The 17,426-nt window shown below is 67.3% G+C and carries 15 protein-coding genes; 9 read left to right on the forward strand and 6 right to left on the reverse strand.

Translation table 11 applies throughout. The features are described 5' to 3' along the window. The first annotated feature begins 54 nt into the window (after window positions 1-54). The 4 genes from ACWGE0_RS24240 (at window position 55) to ACWGE0_RS24255 (ending at window position 5,156) form a co-directional block, all read left to right on the forward strand. A complete protein-coding gene (locus ACWGE0_RS24240; RefSeq protein WP_452263180.1) occupies window positions 55-2,784 on the forward strand; it encodes an nSTAND1 domain-containing NTPase in 2,730 nt (909 codons plus the stop codon). An 80-nt stretch (window positions 2,785-2,864) separates the two neighbouring features. Then, window positions 2,865-3,608 (forward strand): ABC transporter permease, encoded by a 744-nt coding sequence (locus tag ACWGE0_RS24245; RefSeq protein WP_452263181.1) that lies wholly within the window; start codon window positions 2,865-2,867, stop codon window positions 3,606-3,608. After that, window positions 3,605-4,372, forward strand: a complete 768-nt coding sequence (locus ACWGE0_RS24250) for an ABC transporter permease (RefSeq protein WP_452263182.1) — start codon at window positions 3,605-3,607, stop codon at window positions 4,370-4,372. Before ACWGE0_RS24245 ends, ACWGE0_RS24250 begins: the two co-directional genes overlap by 4 nt. Next, the gene (locus ACWGE0_RS24255) at window positions 4,356-5,156 is read left to right on the forward strand and encodes an ABC transporter ATP-binding protein (RefSeq protein ID WP_452263183.1); all 801 of its coding nucleotides are present in this window, start codon (window positions 4,356-4,358) and stop codon (window positions 5,154-5,156) included. The genes ACWGE0_RS24250 and ACWGE0_RS24255 overlap by 17 nt, the downstream gene beginning before the upstream one ends. Before the next feature lie 280 nt (window positions 5,157-5,436). On the opposite strand, the gene ACWGE0_RS24260 is transcribed toward ACWGE0_RS24255, so the two are convergent. Then, window positions 5,437-6,189 (reverse strand): IniB N-terminal domain-containing protein, encoded by a 753-nt coding sequence (locus ACWGE0_RS24260; protein WP_452263184.1) that lies wholly within the window; start codon window positions 6,187-6,189, stop codon window positions 5,437-5,439. A 174-nt stretch (window positions 6,190-6,363) separates the two neighbouring features. Further along, entirely contained in the window at window positions 6,364-7,533 is a 1,170-nt protein-coding gene (locus ACWGE0_RS24265) for a 4-hydroxybenzoate 3-monooxygenase (RefSeq protein WP_452263185.1), read from the reverse strand. Between the two features lie 174 nt (window positions 7,534-7,707). Here ACWGE0_RS24265 and ACWGE0_RS24270 point away from each other — a divergent pair, with 174 nt between their 5' ends. From ACWGE0_RS24270 to ACWGE0_RS24290, 5 genes are all read left to right on the forward strand, one after another. After that, a complete protein-coding gene (locus ACWGE0_RS24270) occupies window positions 7,708-8,724 on the forward strand; it encodes an ABC transporter substrate-binding protein (RefSeq protein ID WP_452263186.1) in 1,017 nt (338 codons plus the stop codon). Window positions 8,725-8,945: 221 nt separating this feature from the next. Further along, the gene (locus tag ACWGE0_RS24275) at window positions 8,946-11,708 is read left to right on the forward strand and encodes a sensor histidine kinase (RefSeq protein ID WP_452263187.1); all 2,763 of its coding nucleotides are present in this window, start codon (window positions 8,946-8,948) and stop codon (window positions 11,706-11,708) included. After that, window positions 11,705-12,127 carry a roadblock/LC7 domain-containing protein gene (locus ACWGE0_RS24280; protein WP_030468876.1) on the forward strand — a complete coding sequence of 141 codons (423 nt, stop codon included), beginning with the start codon at window positions 11,705-11,707 and terminating at the stop codon, window positions 12,125-12,127. Before ACWGE0_RS24275 ends, ACWGE0_RS24280 begins: the two co-directional genes overlap by 4 nt. Window positions 12,128-12,143: 16 nt before the next feature. Next, complete coding sequence (locus ACWGE0_RS24285) at window positions 12,144-12,740, forward strand: GTP-binding protein (protein WP_166052561.1); 597 nt, start codon at window positions 12,144-12,146, stop codon at window positions 12,738-12,740. 285 nt (window positions 12,741-13,025) lie between these two features. Next, window positions 13,026-13,541 carry a snapalysin family zinc-dependent metalloprotease gene (locus ACWGE0_RS24290; protein ID WP_452263188.1) on the forward strand — a complete coding sequence of 172 codons (516 nt, stop codon included), beginning with the start codon at window positions 13,026-13,028 and terminating at the stop codon, window positions 13,539-13,541. Window positions 13,542-13,599: 58 nt separating this feature from the next. On the opposite strand, the gene ACWGE0_RS24295 is transcribed toward ACWGE0_RS24290, so the two are convergent. The 4 genes from ACWGE0_RS24295 to ACWGE0_RS24310 all read right to left on the reverse strand — a co-directional run bounded on the left by ACWGE0_RS24295 (window position 13,600) and on the right by ACWGE0_RS24310 (window position 17,383). Further along, the gene (locus tag ACWGE0_RS24295) at window positions 13,600-15,429 is read right to left on the reverse strand and encodes a diguanylate cyclase domain-containing protein (protein ID WP_452263189.1); all 1,830 of its coding nucleotides are present in this window, start codon (window positions 15,427-15,429) and stop codon (window positions 13,600-13,602) included. Then, entirely contained in the window at window positions 15,429-16,229 is an 801-nt protein-coding gene (locus tag ACWGE0_RS24300; RefSeq protein ID WP_452263190.1) for an SAM-dependent methyltransferase, read from the reverse strand. Before ACWGE0_RS24300 ends, ACWGE0_RS24295 begins: the two co-directional genes overlap by 1 nt. A gap of 103 nt (window positions 16,230-16,332) precedes the next feature. Further along, the gene (locus ACWGE0_RS24305; protein ID WP_452263191.1) at window positions 16,333-16,776 is read right to left on the reverse strand and encodes a hypothetical protein; all 444 of its coding nucleotides are present in this window, start codon (window positions 16,774-16,776) and stop codon (window positions 16,333-16,335) included. Then, a complete protein-coding gene (locus ACWGE0_RS24310; RefSeq protein ID WP_452263192.1) occupies window positions 16,754-17,383 on the reverse strand; it encodes an RNA polymerase sigma factor in 630 nt (209 codons plus the stop codon). The genes ACWGE0_RS24305 and ACWGE0_RS24310 overlap by 23 nt, the downstream gene beginning before the upstream one ends. Between the last annotated feature and the right edge of the window lie 43 nt (window positions 17,384-17,426).

Here is a 17,426-nt window from a genome sequence, read left to right on the forward strand (position 1 = left end):
CGGGGTGTTAGACGGCGGGCGAACCTCTGGTGGACAATCCGGCAAGGAGGCGGCATGCCACGAGGGGAACGACCGCTCGGTCCGGAGGACACCGCGTTGCTGCGGTTCGCCGGTGACCTGCGGAGACTGCGCGATCAGGCGGGCAAACCGAGCTACCGCGAGCTGGCCAGGCGGGCCAACTACTCGCCTACGGCGTTGTCCGACGCGGCCGGTGGCCGGAAGTTGCCGTCGCTGGCCCTGACGCTGGCGTTCGTCCGGGCGTGTGAAGGCGATGCCGTGCCGTGGACGAAGCGGTGGCGTGAGCTGGCTGCTGAACACACGTTGCCGTTGCATCCGAACGCGCCGTATCCCGGTGGCGAGCCGTTCACCGAGCACGACTCGAAGCGGTTCTTCGGGCGTGAGTGTCTTGTCGAGCAGGTCGTCGAGTCGGTCAAGGCGAAGCCGCTCACCGTTGTCGTCGGGCCCTCCGGATCGGGGCGCACGTCGCTGCTCCAGGCCGGCCTCCTGCCCGCCCTCGACGACGCCGTGGTGATCACGCCGGCGCACAACGCCCTCGAGGACCTGGCGCGCGTCCTCGCCGAGGTTTTCGAGGACACGACCGCGGAGCAGCTCGCCGAGGAGTTCCGGCGGGATTCCGACCACCTGCGGCTGCGCATCCGGCAGCACCGGCCCGGTCTGGTGCTGCTCGTCGACGACTTCGAGAAGGCGCTGGACCAGGACGACTTCGTCACCGCCGTCACGCGCTGCCCCCACGTGGTGCTCGCGGTCCGCGCGGATCACCGCGACCGGTGTGTTGAGAAGACCTTGGGCGGCAACGAGATCACCATCGAGCCGATGAGCGCGGACCAGCTGCGTCGCGCGATCACCGAGCCCGCCGCCAAGATCGGCGCCACCGTCGAGACCGCGGTGATCGCCCGGCTGGTCGCCGACGCCGCGAACCAGCACGCGTTGCCGTTGGTGCAGCAGGCGCTCGTCGAGACGTGGCGGCGCAAGCGCGGCATGACGCTGTCGCTGGCGGGCTTCGAGGAGTCCGGCGGCATCGAGCACGTCGTCGCGCGGGCCGCGGAGACCTTCTTCCGCACTCTCCCCGACGACGACCGAAGAGCGGTCAGGAGAGTCTTCCTCCGGCTGGTTTCCGTGCAGCGCAACGGAAACGCGCAACGCCGGAGTCGCAGGCTGGACGTCGACCCGCCACTGCGGGACCTGCTCGCCAAGGCCAGGCTCGTGACGCTCACCGAGGACGGCATCGAGCTCACCCACGACGCGGTGCTGCGCTGGCCGCAGCTCGCCGAGTGGATCGACGAGGAGGGCGAGAACCTCCGCACGCACCAGCAGCTCGTCACCGCGATCGAGCTGTGGGAGGCGAGCGACCGCGACCCGCTGGCGCTCTACCGGGGTGCCCGGCTGCGCAAGGCCAAGGACCTCGGCGACTTCTTGACCGCGCAGGAGCGCAGGTTCGTCGACAAGAGCGTCAAACGCGAGACCCGGCGCTCGACGGCGTTGATCGCGGTGATGGCCGTGTTGCTCGCACTGGTGCCCGGCACGGTCGTCTACGCGCTGGCCAACGAGCGCAAGCTCACCGAAGCACACGACCGCGAGCTCGGCGGCAAGGCGATCTCCGAGTCCGAGGCGTTGATGGAACAACGCCGGCCGTACGCGGACAAGTACGCGCTGGTCGGCTACAAGGTCAACCCGTCGGCCGAGGCGGAGAAGGTGCTGCGGCTGGCGAACGCGATCACCCGCGGCATCCCGTTCACCGGCACGCCCAAGGACGACGCCGACGTGCTGGTCGGACCGCGCGGTGAGCTGGCCGCGGTGACCGACGAGGACGGCACCGACCGGATGTGGGGCCTCGACGAGGACCGCGCGGTGCCCGGCAAGAAGTTCCCCGACCGCCACCGGGTCGTCAAGCTCGCCGAACGCCGTGCCGTCACGAAGGACGCCACCGGCCGGCAGCACCTGTGGGCCGTCAACGACGCGAACGACATCACCTACCTCGCACCGCTGCCCGACCGGTTCCAGGCCCTCGACATCAGCGCGGACGGCTCGCGGGTCGTCGGCAAGATCGGCGGGGCGGTCGAGGTCGGCCTGCCGACGCCGGACGAGTCCGAGCGCGGGGTGCTGCTCGACCTCAGCGACCCCCGCCAGCCGCGCGAGCTGCCGATCCCGGTGCGCGACGCCGAGACCGTCGCGCTGAGCCAGGACGGCCGCGAGCTCGCGACCGCCGCCTGGGACGCGGCCGCGGGTCTTACGACGATCGAGTTCTGGCGCATCGGCGGAACTTTCGAACGTGCCGCGCCACCGTTGCTCCAACCGGTCTACGTCCGCGGCATCACCTACAGCGGTGACGGCCGCTGGCTCGCCATCGAGCGCTCACCGGAGTCGGTCGTCGAGGTGTGGCAGCGCGTGCCCAGCGGAACGCCCGTGCTGCGCGCCAAGCTCGACAGCGCGTTGCGGTACGGCGCTCGTGTCTCGTTCTCCGACGACGACCGCGTGGCCGTCGTGCGCGACAACATCTTCGAAGTGCAGCGGCTTTACACCACCGGACGTCCCGCGGACCGGCTCGTGTACGTCGTCGGGCACGGCAACTCGATGCGGGCGGTGTACCGGCCGCAGTTCCACGACTTCCTCGTGCGCAGCGGGGGCCAGGATCCGGAGCTGCTGCCGTACGAACTCGACAGCGGCCAGATCATCAAGAAGATGTGTGAAAAAGACGGCGCACGGCTGACGGACTCCGAATGGGTGAAGAGCTTCGGCGAAGTGGAGCGCGTCGAGGTCTGCTGAAGCGCCGCGCCGGCGGGAAACAACCCGGAGTTGAGCAAGCACGCATTGTGAAGGAGAGATCCACTCTCTAGGGTGACCGAGTGCGTGCGTTCACAAGGGGACTCCTCGGCATCGCCGGGTTCCTCGTGCTCTGGGAGCTCTTAGGACGCTCTCCGTTCATCCCTGCACACGCGCTCCCACCACCGTCCGTCGTTTTCGGTGAGTTGGTCACGCAACTGACCTCGCCGGAGTTCATGACCCATGTCGTGGCAACGGTCCTGGCGGTGCTGATCGCCATCGTGATCGCGGTCGCCATCGCGGTGCCGAGTGGACTCGTGCTGGGCAGCGTCCCGGCCGTGCGCCACGCGACCCGCGCGATCATCGAGTTCCTGCGCCCGATCCCTTCTGTGGCACTGATTCCGCTCGCGCTGGTGATGCTGGGCTTCGGCCCGGAAACCAAGATCACGCTCGCCGTCTACGCGGCACTGTGGCCGATCCTGTTCAACACCATTTACGCGCTCGACGAACTGGATCCGTTGCTCGTCGACACCGCAAGGGTTTTCGGCACCCGCAAGCTGGGTGTGCTGTTCCGGGTGGCACTGCCGAGCGCGTTGCCGTTCGTCCTCACCGGAATCCGGCTCGCGGCGACGACAGCTCTGATCGTGATGGTGAGCGTGGAGCTGATGGCGGGCAGCCAGGTGGGCCTGGGGTACTTCATCATGGAGGCCCGCAGCGGGCCTGGCCGGATGGACCAGGTGCTGGTCGGCACCGTGGTCGCGGGCGCGATCGGCGTCCTGCTGAACAACGGCCTCGAGCGCGTCCGTCGGCGTTGGGTGGCCTGGTGACCAAGTTCTTTCAACGGTGGACCGTGTTCGCCGGTCTCGTTGCCGTTTGGCAGTTGCTCGGCTGGGTGGCCGACGACCCGTTCTTCCCACCGCCGTCCGAGATCGTTTCGGCCGCGTGGGAGTGGTGGGTCCTCGAGCCGCAGAACTTCACCGAGCACGTGGTGCCGTCGATCGGGCGGTTGCTGCTGGGCTGGGCGATCGCGTCGGTGATCGGTGTGGCTCTCGGCTTGCTGCTGGGCCGCTCCGACCGGGCGATGGAGTACGCGGGACCACTGCTGGTCTTCCTGCGTTCGATCCCGCCGCCCGCGCTGGTGCCGGTGTTCCTGTTGCTGTTCAAGGCAGGCACCTCGATGCAGCTCGCGACGATCGTCTTCGGCGTGATCTGGCCGGTGCTGCTCAACAGCGTGGACGGCGCCCGTTCCGTCGACGTGACCAAAGTGGACACTTCAGCTGTCTTCCGGATCCCGCGCTGGCAGTGGGTTCTCGGAGTGGTGCTGCCGGCGGCCTCGCCCAAGATCTTCGCCGGCCTGCGGGTCTCTCTGTCGCTTTCGCTGGTGCTGATGGTCATCTCCGAGCTCGTGGGAACGGACAACGGCATCGGCTCACAACTCATGCAGGCACAGCGCGAGTTCGACTACACGCGCATGTGGGCGGGGATCGTCCTGTTGGGCGTCCTCGGCTACGGACTCAACACCGCACTTCTGGCGGTGGAACGCAGAGCGTTGGCGTGGCAACCGAGGAGTCGGGATGAGCAACATGCTTGAGGTGGCCGATCTAGGCCACACCTACGGCGACTATGAGGCCATCGGTGGCCTCACATTCACCGTGCGCGCCGGCGAGCTGGTGTGCGTGGTGGGTCCGTCGGGGTGTGGCAAGTCGACACTGCTGCGCACGATCTCCGGGCTCGTCGTGCCATCGCGCGGCGACGTGTCCCTCAACGGGTCCCACCTCGCGGTGGTGTTCCAGGACTACTCCCGCTCGCTGTTCCCCTGGCTTTCGGTGCAGGGCAACGTCGAGTTCCCGCTCCAGTCCCTGCCGCGCGCCGAACGTCGTGCGCGCGCCGCCGAGGCGCTGGAATGGGTCGGTCTCGGTGCGGCCGCTCGCAAGCGGCCGGCACAGCTTTCCGGTGGCATGCAACAACGTGTGGCGATCGCGCGCGCTCTGGCGTACCGGCCCGCGTTGCTGTTGATGGACGAGCCGTTCGCCTCGGTGGACGCGCAGACGCGGTTCGAGCTGGAGGACCTGTTGCTGCGCGTGCGTCGCGAGCACGACACGACCGTTCTGGTGGTCACCCACGACATCGACGAGTCGGTGTACCTGGGAGACCGGATCCTCGTCCTGAGCGGCTCTCCTGCGCGCCTGGTGGCCGATCTGGAGGTGCCGTTGCCCGCCGAGCGCGACCAGGTGACGACGCGGACCGACGACGCCTTCGTGACGCTGAGGTCCAAGGTGGCGCGGCTGCTGAACGTCGGCGGAAAGCCCACGCTGGACGTCGACAAGTGGGCCGCCGCCGAGCGCGAGTCGCTCAGCGAGACCGTCTCTTCCTGACAGACCGTGACCGAAATCCAGCTCTGACTGGGAAATCTGGGAAGAACTGGGAAAAAGATCAGGGCGCAGTCGAGCCCCGGACCGCCGTCGCGGTCCGGGGCTCAACTGCGTTCTACGTGCCTGGCCCCGCGGGAGGGACCAGAGGGCCTGGCACGGCGGGAAAGGCGTGCAAAAGCCTTTCAGGGCCTGGCAAAGAGGGAGGCGGGCACCCGCGCTCGGGGGCAGAGCTCAGGGCACCCGCCAACCGTTCCCCCGTGAACCGCCAGGAACGTTCGAAAACTCAGAAGTGGATGTCCACGTTGTTGCCGTTGCCGACGCCGCCGTCGAGCACGTCGATGTCGCCGACGTGGACATCACCGATGACCTGGCCGAGGTCCTGGTGCACGTCGCCGACCTGAGCGACGTCCTGGACCACGTTGTCGCTCACGTCCACGACGTCCTTGACGTCCACGTCGACCGAGCCGATGACGTCCTTGACCAGCACATCGGTGTCCACGACGTCCTTCACCAGGACGTCGGTGTCGATGTCCTTCACCAGCACGTCGGCGACGTCGTGCACGCCCGCCACGTCGGTGACCTCGGTGACGACGGAGTTGTCGTGGGCGATGTCCGAGACGTTCGAGACGGCCTCGGTGCCCTTCAGAACGGTGGCGTCGAGGGTGTTCGACACGTCGCCGACGCCGCCGAAGTCGGTGACCAGCGCGGTGATGGCGGAGGGCGCGGCGATGTTCGTCAGGCCGGCCACGTCGGCGATGCCGGTGACCTCGTGCACGTTGCCCGTGATCAGCTTGAGGCTGTCGACGGCGGTGATGTCGCCCGCCTCGACCAGGACCTTGTCGACCGCGTCGACGTTCGCGACGGACGCGGTGTCGAGCACCAGCGGCAGGATCTCGTGGACGTCGGTGACGGAGATGTCGCCCAGACCAGCGGCCTCGAGGCAGCCCTCGGGGTCGACCTGGAACGCCTCACGGGCGTCGAGGTCGCTGAGCAGGTTGAGGGTGAAGTCGTGCAGCGTCGTGGTCTGGGTGCCCATGGAACTCAAGCTCCTGTAGGTGGATCGGGGGATGTCGTGTTGAACCGTATGGATGAACGACATCCCCCTGCATCGGGAGTTGGCCCCAGATCGTGACGAAATGAGATCCCTAGGGGGTCCGCTTCACTCGTTAGGGGAGCGGGGGACTCACCCCACAGGGGGAGATATTTGCCCTCAGGGGCCGACGTAGTTCTCCGCGAAGGTCGCGCGGTAAGCCGGCGACTCGGCCAGGTGCTCCAGCCGGGCCTGGGCCAACCGTCCGAAGAACGGCGAGCTCACGTCGGTGTGGATCATGTTCACCATCCACTGCGAGAATTCCTGCGCCCGCCAGACTCGGCGCAGGCAGTCGTCCGAGTAGGTCTTGAGGCCGGTCTCGGATCCGGTCGCGTAGAAGTCCGTCAGCGCACGTCCGAACGTTGCGGCGTCGTTCATCGCGAGGTTCATGCCCTTGGCGCCGACCGGCGTGATGATGTGGGCTGCGTCACCCAGCAGGTACAGCCGGCCGTAGGACATCGGCTCCACCACGTGGCTGCGCATGTCGAGCACGCGCTTTTCGATGATCTTCCCCTCGGTCAGGGACCACGTGGAGTCGTGCAGTGCGAAGCGCTTGTGCAGTGCCTCCCAGACCTGTTCGTCGGACCAATCTGACGAATTGGTTCCGACCGGCACCTGGAGGTAGAAGCGAGAAATGGAAGGTGATCGCAACATGTGGCCGGCGAAGCCGTCCTCGTGCAGCGCGTAAATGATGGCTTTAGTCGACGGAGGGGCCTCCGCGAGAATGGCGAGCCACTCAATTCCGTGCTGGTGCGAGAATTCGGTCAGCACCCCCTCGGGAATGGTCGGCCGGCACACGCCGTGGAACCCGTCGCACCCGGCGACGAAGTCGCACCTGACCGTCTCGCGAACCCCATCGGCGCTGGTGAAGGCCACAGATGGCGTAGAAGACGTCAGATCCCGCAACTCCACGTCGCTGACCGAGAACCGGATGTCACCCCCGGCGTCCAGGAATGCCCCGATGAGGTCCTTGACGACTTCCTGCTGCGGGTACACGTAGTGCTGGCGGTCTCCATAGAGGTCGCTGTACGCCACCTGGAACGCCTGGCCGCTCACGCGGAATTCACACGTTCCGTGACGGTCTGCTTCCATCAGCAAACGATCTGCCAGACCGAGTGACTCCAACATGGTTACAGAGCGATGCTCCAGGACTCCTGCCCGTGGTCGTGTTTCCACATGGGTGCGACTAGCTTTTTCCAGCACGACGCAGTCGATACCTGACTGCTGGATCAAGTTTGCCAAGGTCAGACCGGCCGGCCCCGCTCCGACGACCGTTACGGCGCTCTTCAACTGGGTTCTCCTAGCCCTAGACCTGCTGTGCTTAGATGCTCACCGCAGGTAGTGGACTGGAACCTGCTCGTGTCGGTCAACTGGGGTCTTTTGGAGCAGCATCACTACTCTGAGTGGTTGACCGTCGCGATCTCCCCGCAACGACGACACCGCTCCGACAGGAGAGTGCTCCCGATGACTCGAAGAGTCCGCCGCATCGCCGTCCGTGGCATCGCCCTTGCCACGCTGCTCGCCACCGTGGCGAGTTGTGGCCTGCTCGGCGGCAAAGAGACCCCGCCCGCCGCCGACGCGAACGGCAACGGCCAGGTCGAGAAGGCCAAGATCACCCTGGGGGTTCTGCCGATCCTCGACGTGGCTTCCGTCCACGTGGCGATCAGGAAGGGCTACTTCAAGGCCGAGGGTCTCGAGGTTGATCTCAAGGTGATCCAGGGTGGTGCCCAGGCGATCCCCGGCCTGATCGCCAAGGAGTTGGACTTCACGTTCGGCAACTGGGTCTCGTTCTTCGCCGCCCAGTCGAAGGACGCGGCCAAGGCGGTCGACGGCATCAAGCTCATCGCCGATGGCTACCAGGCGAAACCCGACATGTTCCTGATCTTGGCGTCGGGTGACTCCGCCATCAAGGGCCCGGCGGACCTGGCGGGCAAGACCATCGCGATCAACACGTTCAAGAACATCGCCGAGCTGACCGCGAAGGCGACGCTCGAGGCCGCGAACGTGGACGTCAACTCGGTCAAGTTCAAGGAGATGCCGTTCCCGGACATGCAGGCGGCGGTCCAGAACAAGACCGTCGACGCCGCCTTCATGGTCGAGCCGTTCATCACCCGCGCGCAGCGGGTCGCCGGTCAGATCAAGGTGCTGGACGCCGCGTCCGGCCCGACCGACAACATCCCGATCGCGGGCTACGCGACCAGCGGTGAGTTCGCCAAGAACAACCCCAAGACGGTGGCCGCCTTCCAGCGCGCGATGGCCAAGGGTCAGGCCGACGCCGCAGACCGTCCCACCGTCGAGCCGCTGCTCGTCGAGTACGCCAAGGTCGACAAGGAAACCGCAGGTCTTGTCCACTTCGGCGCCTTCCCGACCACGCTGGACCCGACGCGGCTGCAGCGCGTCGTCCAGCTGATGCAGCGGTACGGGATGCTGGACAAGGAGCTCGACGTCAAGCCGATGCTCATCCAGCCCTCCGGTAGTTGACGAACAGCGCGGGCAACTGTGATCGCGCCGTGATCGCGGTTGCCCGCGCTCGTCGTTTCCACCAGATGAATTATCGCTTAGCGGCCGTTTAGCCGCGCTGGTCAAAGTTGTTGATTCTCGAACCAGCTGTTTTGTCGTCCGAACGGCGGTATGAGAACAGCGCGTTTTACTCCAAGATCCACCAGGTTTGCAGCTATTAAACGGGGCGGGGAGTGTTGACGGTGCGCGGTCGTGAGGACCAGCGAGGCATCGACCGGTTCCGCCTACGCAACTGGCGGCTGCGGAGCAAGCTCGCGGTGGTGTTGTTAGTTCCGGCGCTGAGCACCGCGACTCTCGCGGGCCTGCGCCTGAACACCCAGCTCGACGACGTCGAACTCTTCGACACCGTCCAGCGCGAACTTGCGGTGAGCCACCAGGCGGCGAAGGTGGAGAACGCGCTCCAGGTAGAGCGCGACTGGGCGGTTCAGTGTGTGGCTGCAGGCAGGCAGAACGCGTGTCCCGAACACGCCGCCCGCACCGGCCTCACGGACAACGAACTCGGCAAGTACCGAGACGCGGGCGCGACGACCACGGCCTTGAGCGCGCCCCTCAACGAGGCGTTCACCAAGTCGCTGCAGTCGATGGACGGACTGGCGGCCCTGCGCGTCACGTTGCTGAGCACCAAGTACCCGGACATCGCCGTGGTCGGTGCGTACAACCAGATCATCGCTTCGCTCAGCCAGGTGCACCGCGCCGCGATCTCCAGCCTGAGCGAACCCGAGATCGTTCCGCTGGCCACCGCCGCGCAGGCGCTCTACGTCGCGCAGGAAGAGCTCGGCCAGCAGAACTCGCTCCTCACGTCCACCGCGCTGCGCAAGGGTTTCGCGCCCGGTGCCGCGGACGAGCTGCGGGCCGCGCAGTCGCGGTTGGACGCGGCGTTCAACGAGTTCAACGACGTGGCCTCGCCGGCGAACCGGCAGAAGTTCCAGGACATCGTGTCCGGTGCGTCCGTGGACGGCCGCAACCGGCTGGTGAAGCTCGCGCTCGCGCAGGACGCCGAACGCAAGCCGGTGTCCATCACGGACGCCGAGGTCCTCAAGATCGGTCAGGACACCGCGAACCTGATCCGCGAGGTCGCGACCGAGCTGGAGAGCCAGGCCAACGCGACGACCACGCGCCTCGCGGGTCAGGCCCGTTCGGACGCCTGGCGTGACGCGGCACTGGTCGCGATCTCGCTGCTGATCGCGTTCGGTCTGATGGCGATGGTCGCGCAGTCGATGCTGCGCCCGCTGCGCATCCTGCGCCGCAGCGCCCTCGACGTGGCGCGCAACCAGCTGCCTGACGCGATTCGCCGCATTCGTTCGCACCGCGAGCCGGAACGTGCCGCCGAGGAGGCGATCGTCCCGGTGCCGATCAACACGACCGAGGAGGTCGGCCAGGTCGCGCGGGCGTTCGACCTCGTGCAGCGCGAAGCCGTCCGCCTCGCCGTCGAGCAGGTCGCCCTGCGCGCGAACGTCAACGACATGTTCATCAACCTGTCGCGGCGCTCGCAGGCGTTGGTGGAACGGCAGATCAGCGTCATCGACCGGCTGGAGCAGGACGAGCAGGACCCCGACCACCTCGCGTCGTTGTTCGAGCTCGACCACCTCGCCACGCAGATGCGCCGCAACAGCGAGAACCTGCTGGTGCTCTCCGGCACGACGGTCAACCGCCGCGTCACCCGGCCGGTCGCGGTCGCCGAGGTGCTCGGCGCCGCGGTGTCCGAGGTCGAGAAGTACGCGCGCGTCCAGATCGCGCCGACGCCGGACCTGATGGTGCAGGGCCGCGTGGTCAACGACCTCGCGCACCTCGTCGCCGAGCTGCTCGACAACGCGACGGCGTTCTCCAAGCCGACGACCAAGGTCACCGTGCGCACGATCGAGACCCGCAAGGGCGAGATCGCGATCCGCATCCACGACCGCGGTGTCGGCATGCAGGAGGACGACATCGTCGAGTCCAACGCGAAGCTCGCCGAGCCGCCGGAGGTCGACGTCTCGGTGGCCCGCGAGATGGGCCTGTACGTGGTCGGCCAGCTGGCGAAGCGCCACGAGATCCGCGTGACGCTGGCGAACAACGACGACATCGAGGGCGGTGTCACCGCGCAGGTGATCCTGCCGGTCTCGTTGCTGCACAAGGGCGCTGTGCCCGCGCTGCCGCTGCCCGTCGCGCCTCCCACCGCTACCGAGTCCACCGGCGAGGGCCTGTCCGGTGTGCCGAAGTGGACGCCGGAGCACCCGGTCCACACGTCGGCGCCCGCGACCACGGACGACAACTCCGGCCGGCACCGCATCGAGCAGACGTCCGCGGACGGCCTGTTCACCGCGCGGATCGAGGCGGACGAGAAGGCCTCGGAGGACGGTTACTCCTACGAGCCGCCGATCGAGCGCCCGACCGACCCGGCCACCGAGATCTTCCCGGCGATCTCCGACGACGACCTGGAGATCTCCCACGACGAGCTGTCGCGGTGGTTCAAGACCCCGGCGGCGGAGGTACCGGCCGCACGATCCACAATGGACGTTCCGTCAGCGGAGCCGGAACGGGCAGTGGAAGAAGCGGACAGCACCACGGTGAACGGCCTGCCGAAGCGGCAGCGTTCAGCGGAAACTGTGAAGATCGAGGCACCAACGGCGGTGCCCCGCGCGGTCGCCGACTTCGCCGAGTCCGACTGGGGAACGGCGGACGAGGGCTGGCGCGCTGCCGGCGCGCTCGGCACCGGTGAAACCGCGCAGACGACGGAGAACGGTCTGCCCAAGCGCGTTCCGAAGGCACGCCTGGTGCCCGGTTCGCTGCCAAAGCCGTCGTCCCCGGCACCTCAGCTGGCCTCCGCGAGCATCCCCGGCCGATCGGCCGACCGGTTGCGTCAGCGGTTCGCCACCTACCAGAAGGGCGTCCAGATGGGCCGCGAGTCGCTCTTCGACTCCGCCGTCGGAGGCATCCCCGTGATCGCAGAAAGGGAACGCCAGTGACCACCGCGACTGAGGAACTGGACAACTTCAGCTGGCTGGTCGAGGACTTCGTCAGCAGGGTCGCCGGTGTCGCGCACGCGATCGTCGTCTCCGCGGACGGCCTGTTGCTCGCTTCTTCTGACCGCCTGCCGCACGACCGTGCGGAGCAACTCGCCGCAGTGTCTTCCGGCCTGGTTTCACTGAACCTCGGCGCGGCGCGCTGCTTCGAAGCGGGTGAGGTGAAGCAGACTGTCGTCGAGATGGAGCGCGGCTATCTTTTCCTGATGTCCATCAGCGACGGGTCGTGCCTGGCCGTGCTCGCCGCACCCAACTGCGACATCGGGCTCATCGGTTACGCGATGACCCGCCTGGTGGAGCGGGTCGGTCTCCAGCTCACGCCGGAGATCCGTGCCCAGCTGCACGTTTCCATGCGAGCCTGAGTAGAGAGAAGTTCCCATGAGCAACGGTGCTCCGGGTCGTCCGGGGTCACCTGGGGTCGATCTGACCGCGATGTCGGCGAAGATCGTCGTCGCGGGCGGGTTCGGCGTCGGCAAAACGACGTTCGTCGGCTCGGTTTCCGAGATCACCCCGCTGACCACCGAGGCCGTGATGACCCAGGCATCGGTCGGAGTCGACGACCTGTCCGCGGTTCCTGACAAGGTCACCACCACGGTGGCCATGGACTTCGGCCGGGTGTCGCTCGACAAGGACCTGATCCTGTACCTGTTCGGCACGCCCGGACAGCACCGGTTCTGGTTCATGTGGGACGACCTGGTGCGCGGCGCGATCGGTGCCGTCGTCATGGTCGACACCCGCCGGATCGACGAGGCCTTCGCACCCATCGACTTCTTCGAGGACCGCGATCTGCCTTACGTGATCGCGGTGAACTGCTTCGACGGCCTGATGCACCACCGCGCGGAGGAGGTGCGGGACGCGCTGACGATCCCTTCGTCGGTGCCGATAATCCCGTGCGACGCCCGCAACCGGCAGTCGACGAAGCAGATTCTGATCGCGTTGGTCGAGCACGCGCTGCGCCAACCTTCGTTCGCTTAGTCGCTTCTTCACTCCTGACCCCCTTCTGGATCATCACTTCCAGAAGGGGGTCAAGAGTTATTCCGCCATCTGGCGGCGATCTGTTCGGGGGTGCGGGAAGACCCGGAACATCAGTAGTAGGGCGCATTTCCGCTCGCCGCACGGCATGTCGCTCGGTCGTGGCACCGGATCCCCTACGAAGTCTCTGGACCGTGTCAGCGCCGGTTCACACTTGACTCTTCTTGTGCCCCAACGCTGCAGCGATACAGTCGGGGAGCAATTACCCTGCATTGCGAGGAGATTCCTGTGTCCCTGCGCAAAACAATTGCTGTGGTCGTCAGTGCTGCCGCCATGTCGGTCGGCCTCATCGGCACCGCGGAAGCTGCGCCCCGCATCGTCACCTACAACTCGAGCAACACCGGTCAGTTCCAGGCGGCCATCGACAAGGGTGCGCAGGTGTGGAACAGCAGCGTGGTGAACGTGCAGCTGCGCAAGGTGACCGGCACCGCGAACGTCACCGTGAGCGTGGACAACCAGTGGCCTCGTGCCTACGTGTCCAGCCTCGGCCGTGGCCGTTGGGTCATGGGCACCCAGGCGGTCAACGAAGGGCATGACACCGTCCGCATCTCGGCCCACGAGTTCGGGCACCTGCTCGGTCTGCCCGACCGCAGGACCGGTCTCTGCACCGACCTGATGTCCGGCGCCAGCGCCGGCACGTCGTGCAAGAACCCGAACCCGAGCGCCAAGGAGAAGGCCGAGGTCGAGGCGAACTTCCGCACGGCCGTGACCGTCCAGGCGACGACGTACGAGGACGCTGCCTAAGTGATCCGTGAGTGGTTGTGGTCTCCCTGACGGCCACAACCACTCACGACACCAGCGCTCAGGACACCACCAGGTCCACGCCGAGCGCCCGAAGTTCGTCCGGATCGCCGGGCCCGCCGATCACGTGCACGCCCGCCGACCGCAGCAGCGGCACCATCAACGCAAGCCCTTGCCGCGCCAGCCGTTCTGACGGCGGCCGAGCCAGCCGCACACCCCACACCGGACTGCGGTCCACAGTGGACAGCCCGCCGAACCCGCCGCCGAACTCGTGCAGCAGAACGTGCACGCCCATGTCGTGCAGCACCTCGAGGTTCTCCTCGCCGTCCGGCATCGACCGCACGTCCAGCGCCAGGAACAGCGAAGAAGCCGGGAACGCGCAGGCCCGCATGGTCGAGCGCACGTGCGCCGCCAGGTCCGGATCCCGTGACTGGTCGCGGGAAAGCCTGATCAGCGCCGGTTCCCCGCGCGAACAGACATCGTGCAGCACCATCTGCCCCACGCGCGCGGCCAGGCCGAGAGCGTCGGCGTAGGTGACGACCTCGTCGTGCTGGGTCGCACCCCACCGCAGCGAGGCCTCGACGAAGGCCAGGGACCCCGAAACCCACGACACCGGCGAGTACTGCACGGAGATCTCGCCGTTCTCGAAGGCGCCGGGCATCGCCGCGATCCGCGCGAACCGAGTCCGATCGGCGAAGTCGGCCTCGTGGTCGTAGATCGCCCACTGTCTCTTGCCGCCGGCCTCAGCCCGCCGCAACGTCGAATGCGCCCGCCGCAGCACCGTCGTCGGATCGACGCCGGACCCGGTGGTGTGCACGAAACCGATCGACGTCGACACCGCGACCCCCGCGCCCTCCAGGTACACCGGCTCGGACAGCTCCTCGTCGATCATCGCGGCCAGCGCGGCGACGTCCGGCGATCCGTGGATCAGCACGACGAACTCGTCGCCGCCGACCCGTGCCACCACGGCGTCCGGTAGCACGGCCCGCAACCGTCGTGCGACCTCCACCAGCACCGCGTCGCCCGCCGCGTAACCGAGGCCGTCGTTGACGATCGTCAGGCTGTCGACGTCCAGGTACCCCAGCGTGTGCGGCTCGCCGGTCGCGAGCGCCGACTCCAGCTTGTCGGTGAACGAGGCGCGGTTCGGCAGTCCGGTCAGCAGGTCTGTCAACGACTGGTGCCGCAACCACTCCTGCAGCATCCTCTGCTCGGTCACGTCCTCGATCAGCGCGACGTGGAACTTCGGCAGCCCGTCCGACCCGCGCAGCACCGACAGCACCACGTTGGCCCACACCGTGTCGCCGTTGCTGCGGGTGAGTTCCCACTCGCGTCGGTCAGTGTCCACAGAGGACGCGATCATCCGTTCGAAGGCCGCCGACAGCGCGATCGCGTCCGCTTCGGTGAAGAGCTCCTTGGGCATCTCCTCGTGGCCGAGGATCGTGGCCAGCGACTCGTTCGCCTCCACCACCGAACCGTGCAGGTCGAAGATCGCGATGCCCACCGCGGTCGTCGCGAAGACCTGGGCGAACCGGGTCTCGCTGTCGTGCAGGTCGCGTTGTGCGTCCTCGACGGCCTTCAGCAGCGCGTTCTTGACCTTCTCCTGCTCGGCGAACAGCTGGTCGCGCGTCGCCCGCACGTACCCGGCCGCGAGCGCGCCGAGCACGTCGGAAGGCAGTTCCGGTGCGAGCACCTCCAGCGTGCGGCGCAACGAGTCCGGGCCGGTGAAACGCTTGCGCACCAGCCATTCGCCGACGGCCAGCGCCGCCTGCCCAGCACGCAGCCGGGCGGCGTGCTCCTCGAGGTGCTGCGTCAGCTTTCGCCGTGACATCGGCGAATACGCGCTCTCGATGAGAACAGCCGCCCAGCGCTGTGCCAGCGACGGGGGAGGCATCAGGGCTTGCGGCCGACCGCGGCGTAGATGTTCGCCTTCGTCGGGTCCGCGCCGACGTCCTCCGGCGTCTCCGGCCGCCACTGCGGCGTGAAGACGATGCCGGGCTCCACGATCTCCAAGCCCGCCAGCATGTCCGTCACCTGGGCCTTCGTGCGCGGTGTGATCGGCTCCGCGGTCTTGGCGAAGATCTCCTTACCCGCGGCCATCTCCGCCGGCATGCTGTCCGCGGTGAAGTGCGACAGCGCCAGGTACGAACCGGAAGACAGTGATTCCACGTACCGCGACAACACGCCCCAGGGGTCGTCGGAATCCGGGATGAACTGCAGGACGCCGACGACGAGAAGCCCGATCGGCTGCGAGAAGTCCAGCAGCTCCCGGGCCTGAGCCACGACCTTCTCCGGTTCGCGCAGATCGCCCAGCAACGCGGTCACGTTCGGCTCGTCGGCCAGCATCAGCTCGGCGTGCGTGATCGCGACGGGCTCGAAGTCGACGTACACGACCTTCGATTCAGGAGCGACCTCGTGCGCCACCTCGTGCACGTTGCCGACCGTCGGGATGCCGGAACCGAGGTCCAGGAACTGCCGTATGCCGAGGTCCGCCAGTTCCAGAACGGCCCGGCGCAGATAGGCGCGGTTGAGCCGCGCCATGCCGCGCACCGGCAGAACCTTGATCAGCGCTTCCGCCGTCGCGCGGTCCGCTTCGAAGTTGTGTCCACCGCCGAGCAGGTAGTCGTAGATCCGAGCGGAACTCGGAACGTCGACGTTCACACCTTCCGGGACCCAGCTGACTCGATCGACCACAGCGGCACACACCTCTCGCGCGATGCGAATTCTGAGCGTCGACAACCCTACTGGCCGCAGGCGTGGGCCGAACGAATGAATTCCATCATCACTCGAATGTGAGTCAGAGGATAAACCAATCGGTGCAACCACCGGAGAACCGGAACTTCACCGGTCCGCGTGGCGCGACCCCCATCACGAACATCCCCAGTTCGTCGACCGCCGCTGTCTCGTGGTCGCCGGCCGGCGTCACCAGCGTGACGGATCCGGACGCCGGCATCAGCTGCCCGGTGATCCCGGCCGCCGACGCCTCCACCTGCAACGACACGCCGTCCGCGTCGAACACGAGCTGTCGCGCCGTGGACGTCGACCGGGCCCTGGCGAACAGCGTGTCGTCCAGCACGGAGTCGTACGACGTGATCAGCAGCAGCTCTTCATCGATGTTCCGCCAGGTGAACGCGGCCTTCGCGGCCTCGACGAACTCCGGCGGTACGTCCTCGGAAGGTGTGCTCAACGCATCGCGCAAGGCGTCGAGCAGTACCTCGTCACTGTCCCAGTCGTGCCGCACCCAGCACACCTCCTCTCTGCTGTGACTTCATCAGCGGCGATCCCAGGAACGTCGAGAGCGCCGTGGTCTTGCGCAACTTCTCCAGGCAGCGGATCCGCGTCGGGCCGATGCTGCCGACCGGCATCGCGAGCTCTTCGCTCACGACCTGGTAGCTCGGCGGCGGATCGGTCATCAGCTTCGTCAGCAATCGCTTGCACTGGTCGGTGAGCTCGGCGAACCCGTCCCGCAACGCCTGCCGCCGCTCCACCGCCAGCAGGTCCGACTCCACGTCCGCGTCCGTCTGCTCCGACTCCAGCGCGTCGGACTCGGACAACGGGTCGTAGAGGTGCGTCCGCTGCTGCACGCGCAGCACGCGCAGACATTCGTTGCGGGTGGTCGTCATGATCCAGCCGGGCAGTGCCTCCGGCTCGCGCAGCCGTCCGATCTGCTCCACGAGCCGCAGCCACAGCGTCTGGTTCACGTCGGCCGCATCCGCTGGGCGCAGCCGGTGCTTGTAGATCACCGACACCACCAGGGGCGTGTAACGGTCCACGATCTCGTTCCACGCCGACTGGTCGCCCTCGGCCGCCGCGCTCACGAGCGCGGCGATCGGGGATGCAGAGGTCACGTCGACTCCTTGCGGTCACAACTGGCGGAGGCCGAGGTTGCCT

The organism is Lentzea sp. NPDC054927, from assembly GCF_053610285.1.

Excerpts from the sequence above, each read along its gene's own strand:
- ACWGE0_RS24295 (WP_452263189.1), bottom strand. The coding sequence starts at position 15,429 with ATGCCTCCCCCGTCGCTGGCACAGCGCTGGGCGGCTGTTCTCATCGAG.
- ACWGE0_RS24260 (WP_452263184.1), bottom strand. The coding sequence starts at position 6,189 with ATGGGCACCCAGACCACGACGCTGCACGACTTCACCCTCAACCTGCTC.
- ACWGE0_RS24270 (WP_452263186.1), top strand. The coding sequence starts at position 7,708 with ATGACTCGAAGAGTCCGCCGCATCGCCGTCCGTGGCATCGCCCTTGCC.
- ACWGE0_RS24255 (WP_452263183.1), top strand. The coding sequence starts at position 4,356 with ATGAGCAACATGCTTGAGGTGGCCGATCTAGGCCACACCTACGGCGAC.
- ACWGE0_RS24240 (WP_452263180.1), top strand. The coding sequence starts at position 55 with ATGCCACGAGGGGAACGACCGCTCGGTCCGGAGGACACCGCGTTGCTG.
- ACWGE0_RS24285 (WP_166052561.1), top strand. The coding sequence starts at position 12,144 with ATGAGCAACGGTGCTCCGGGTCGTCCGGGGTCACCTGGGGTCGATCTG.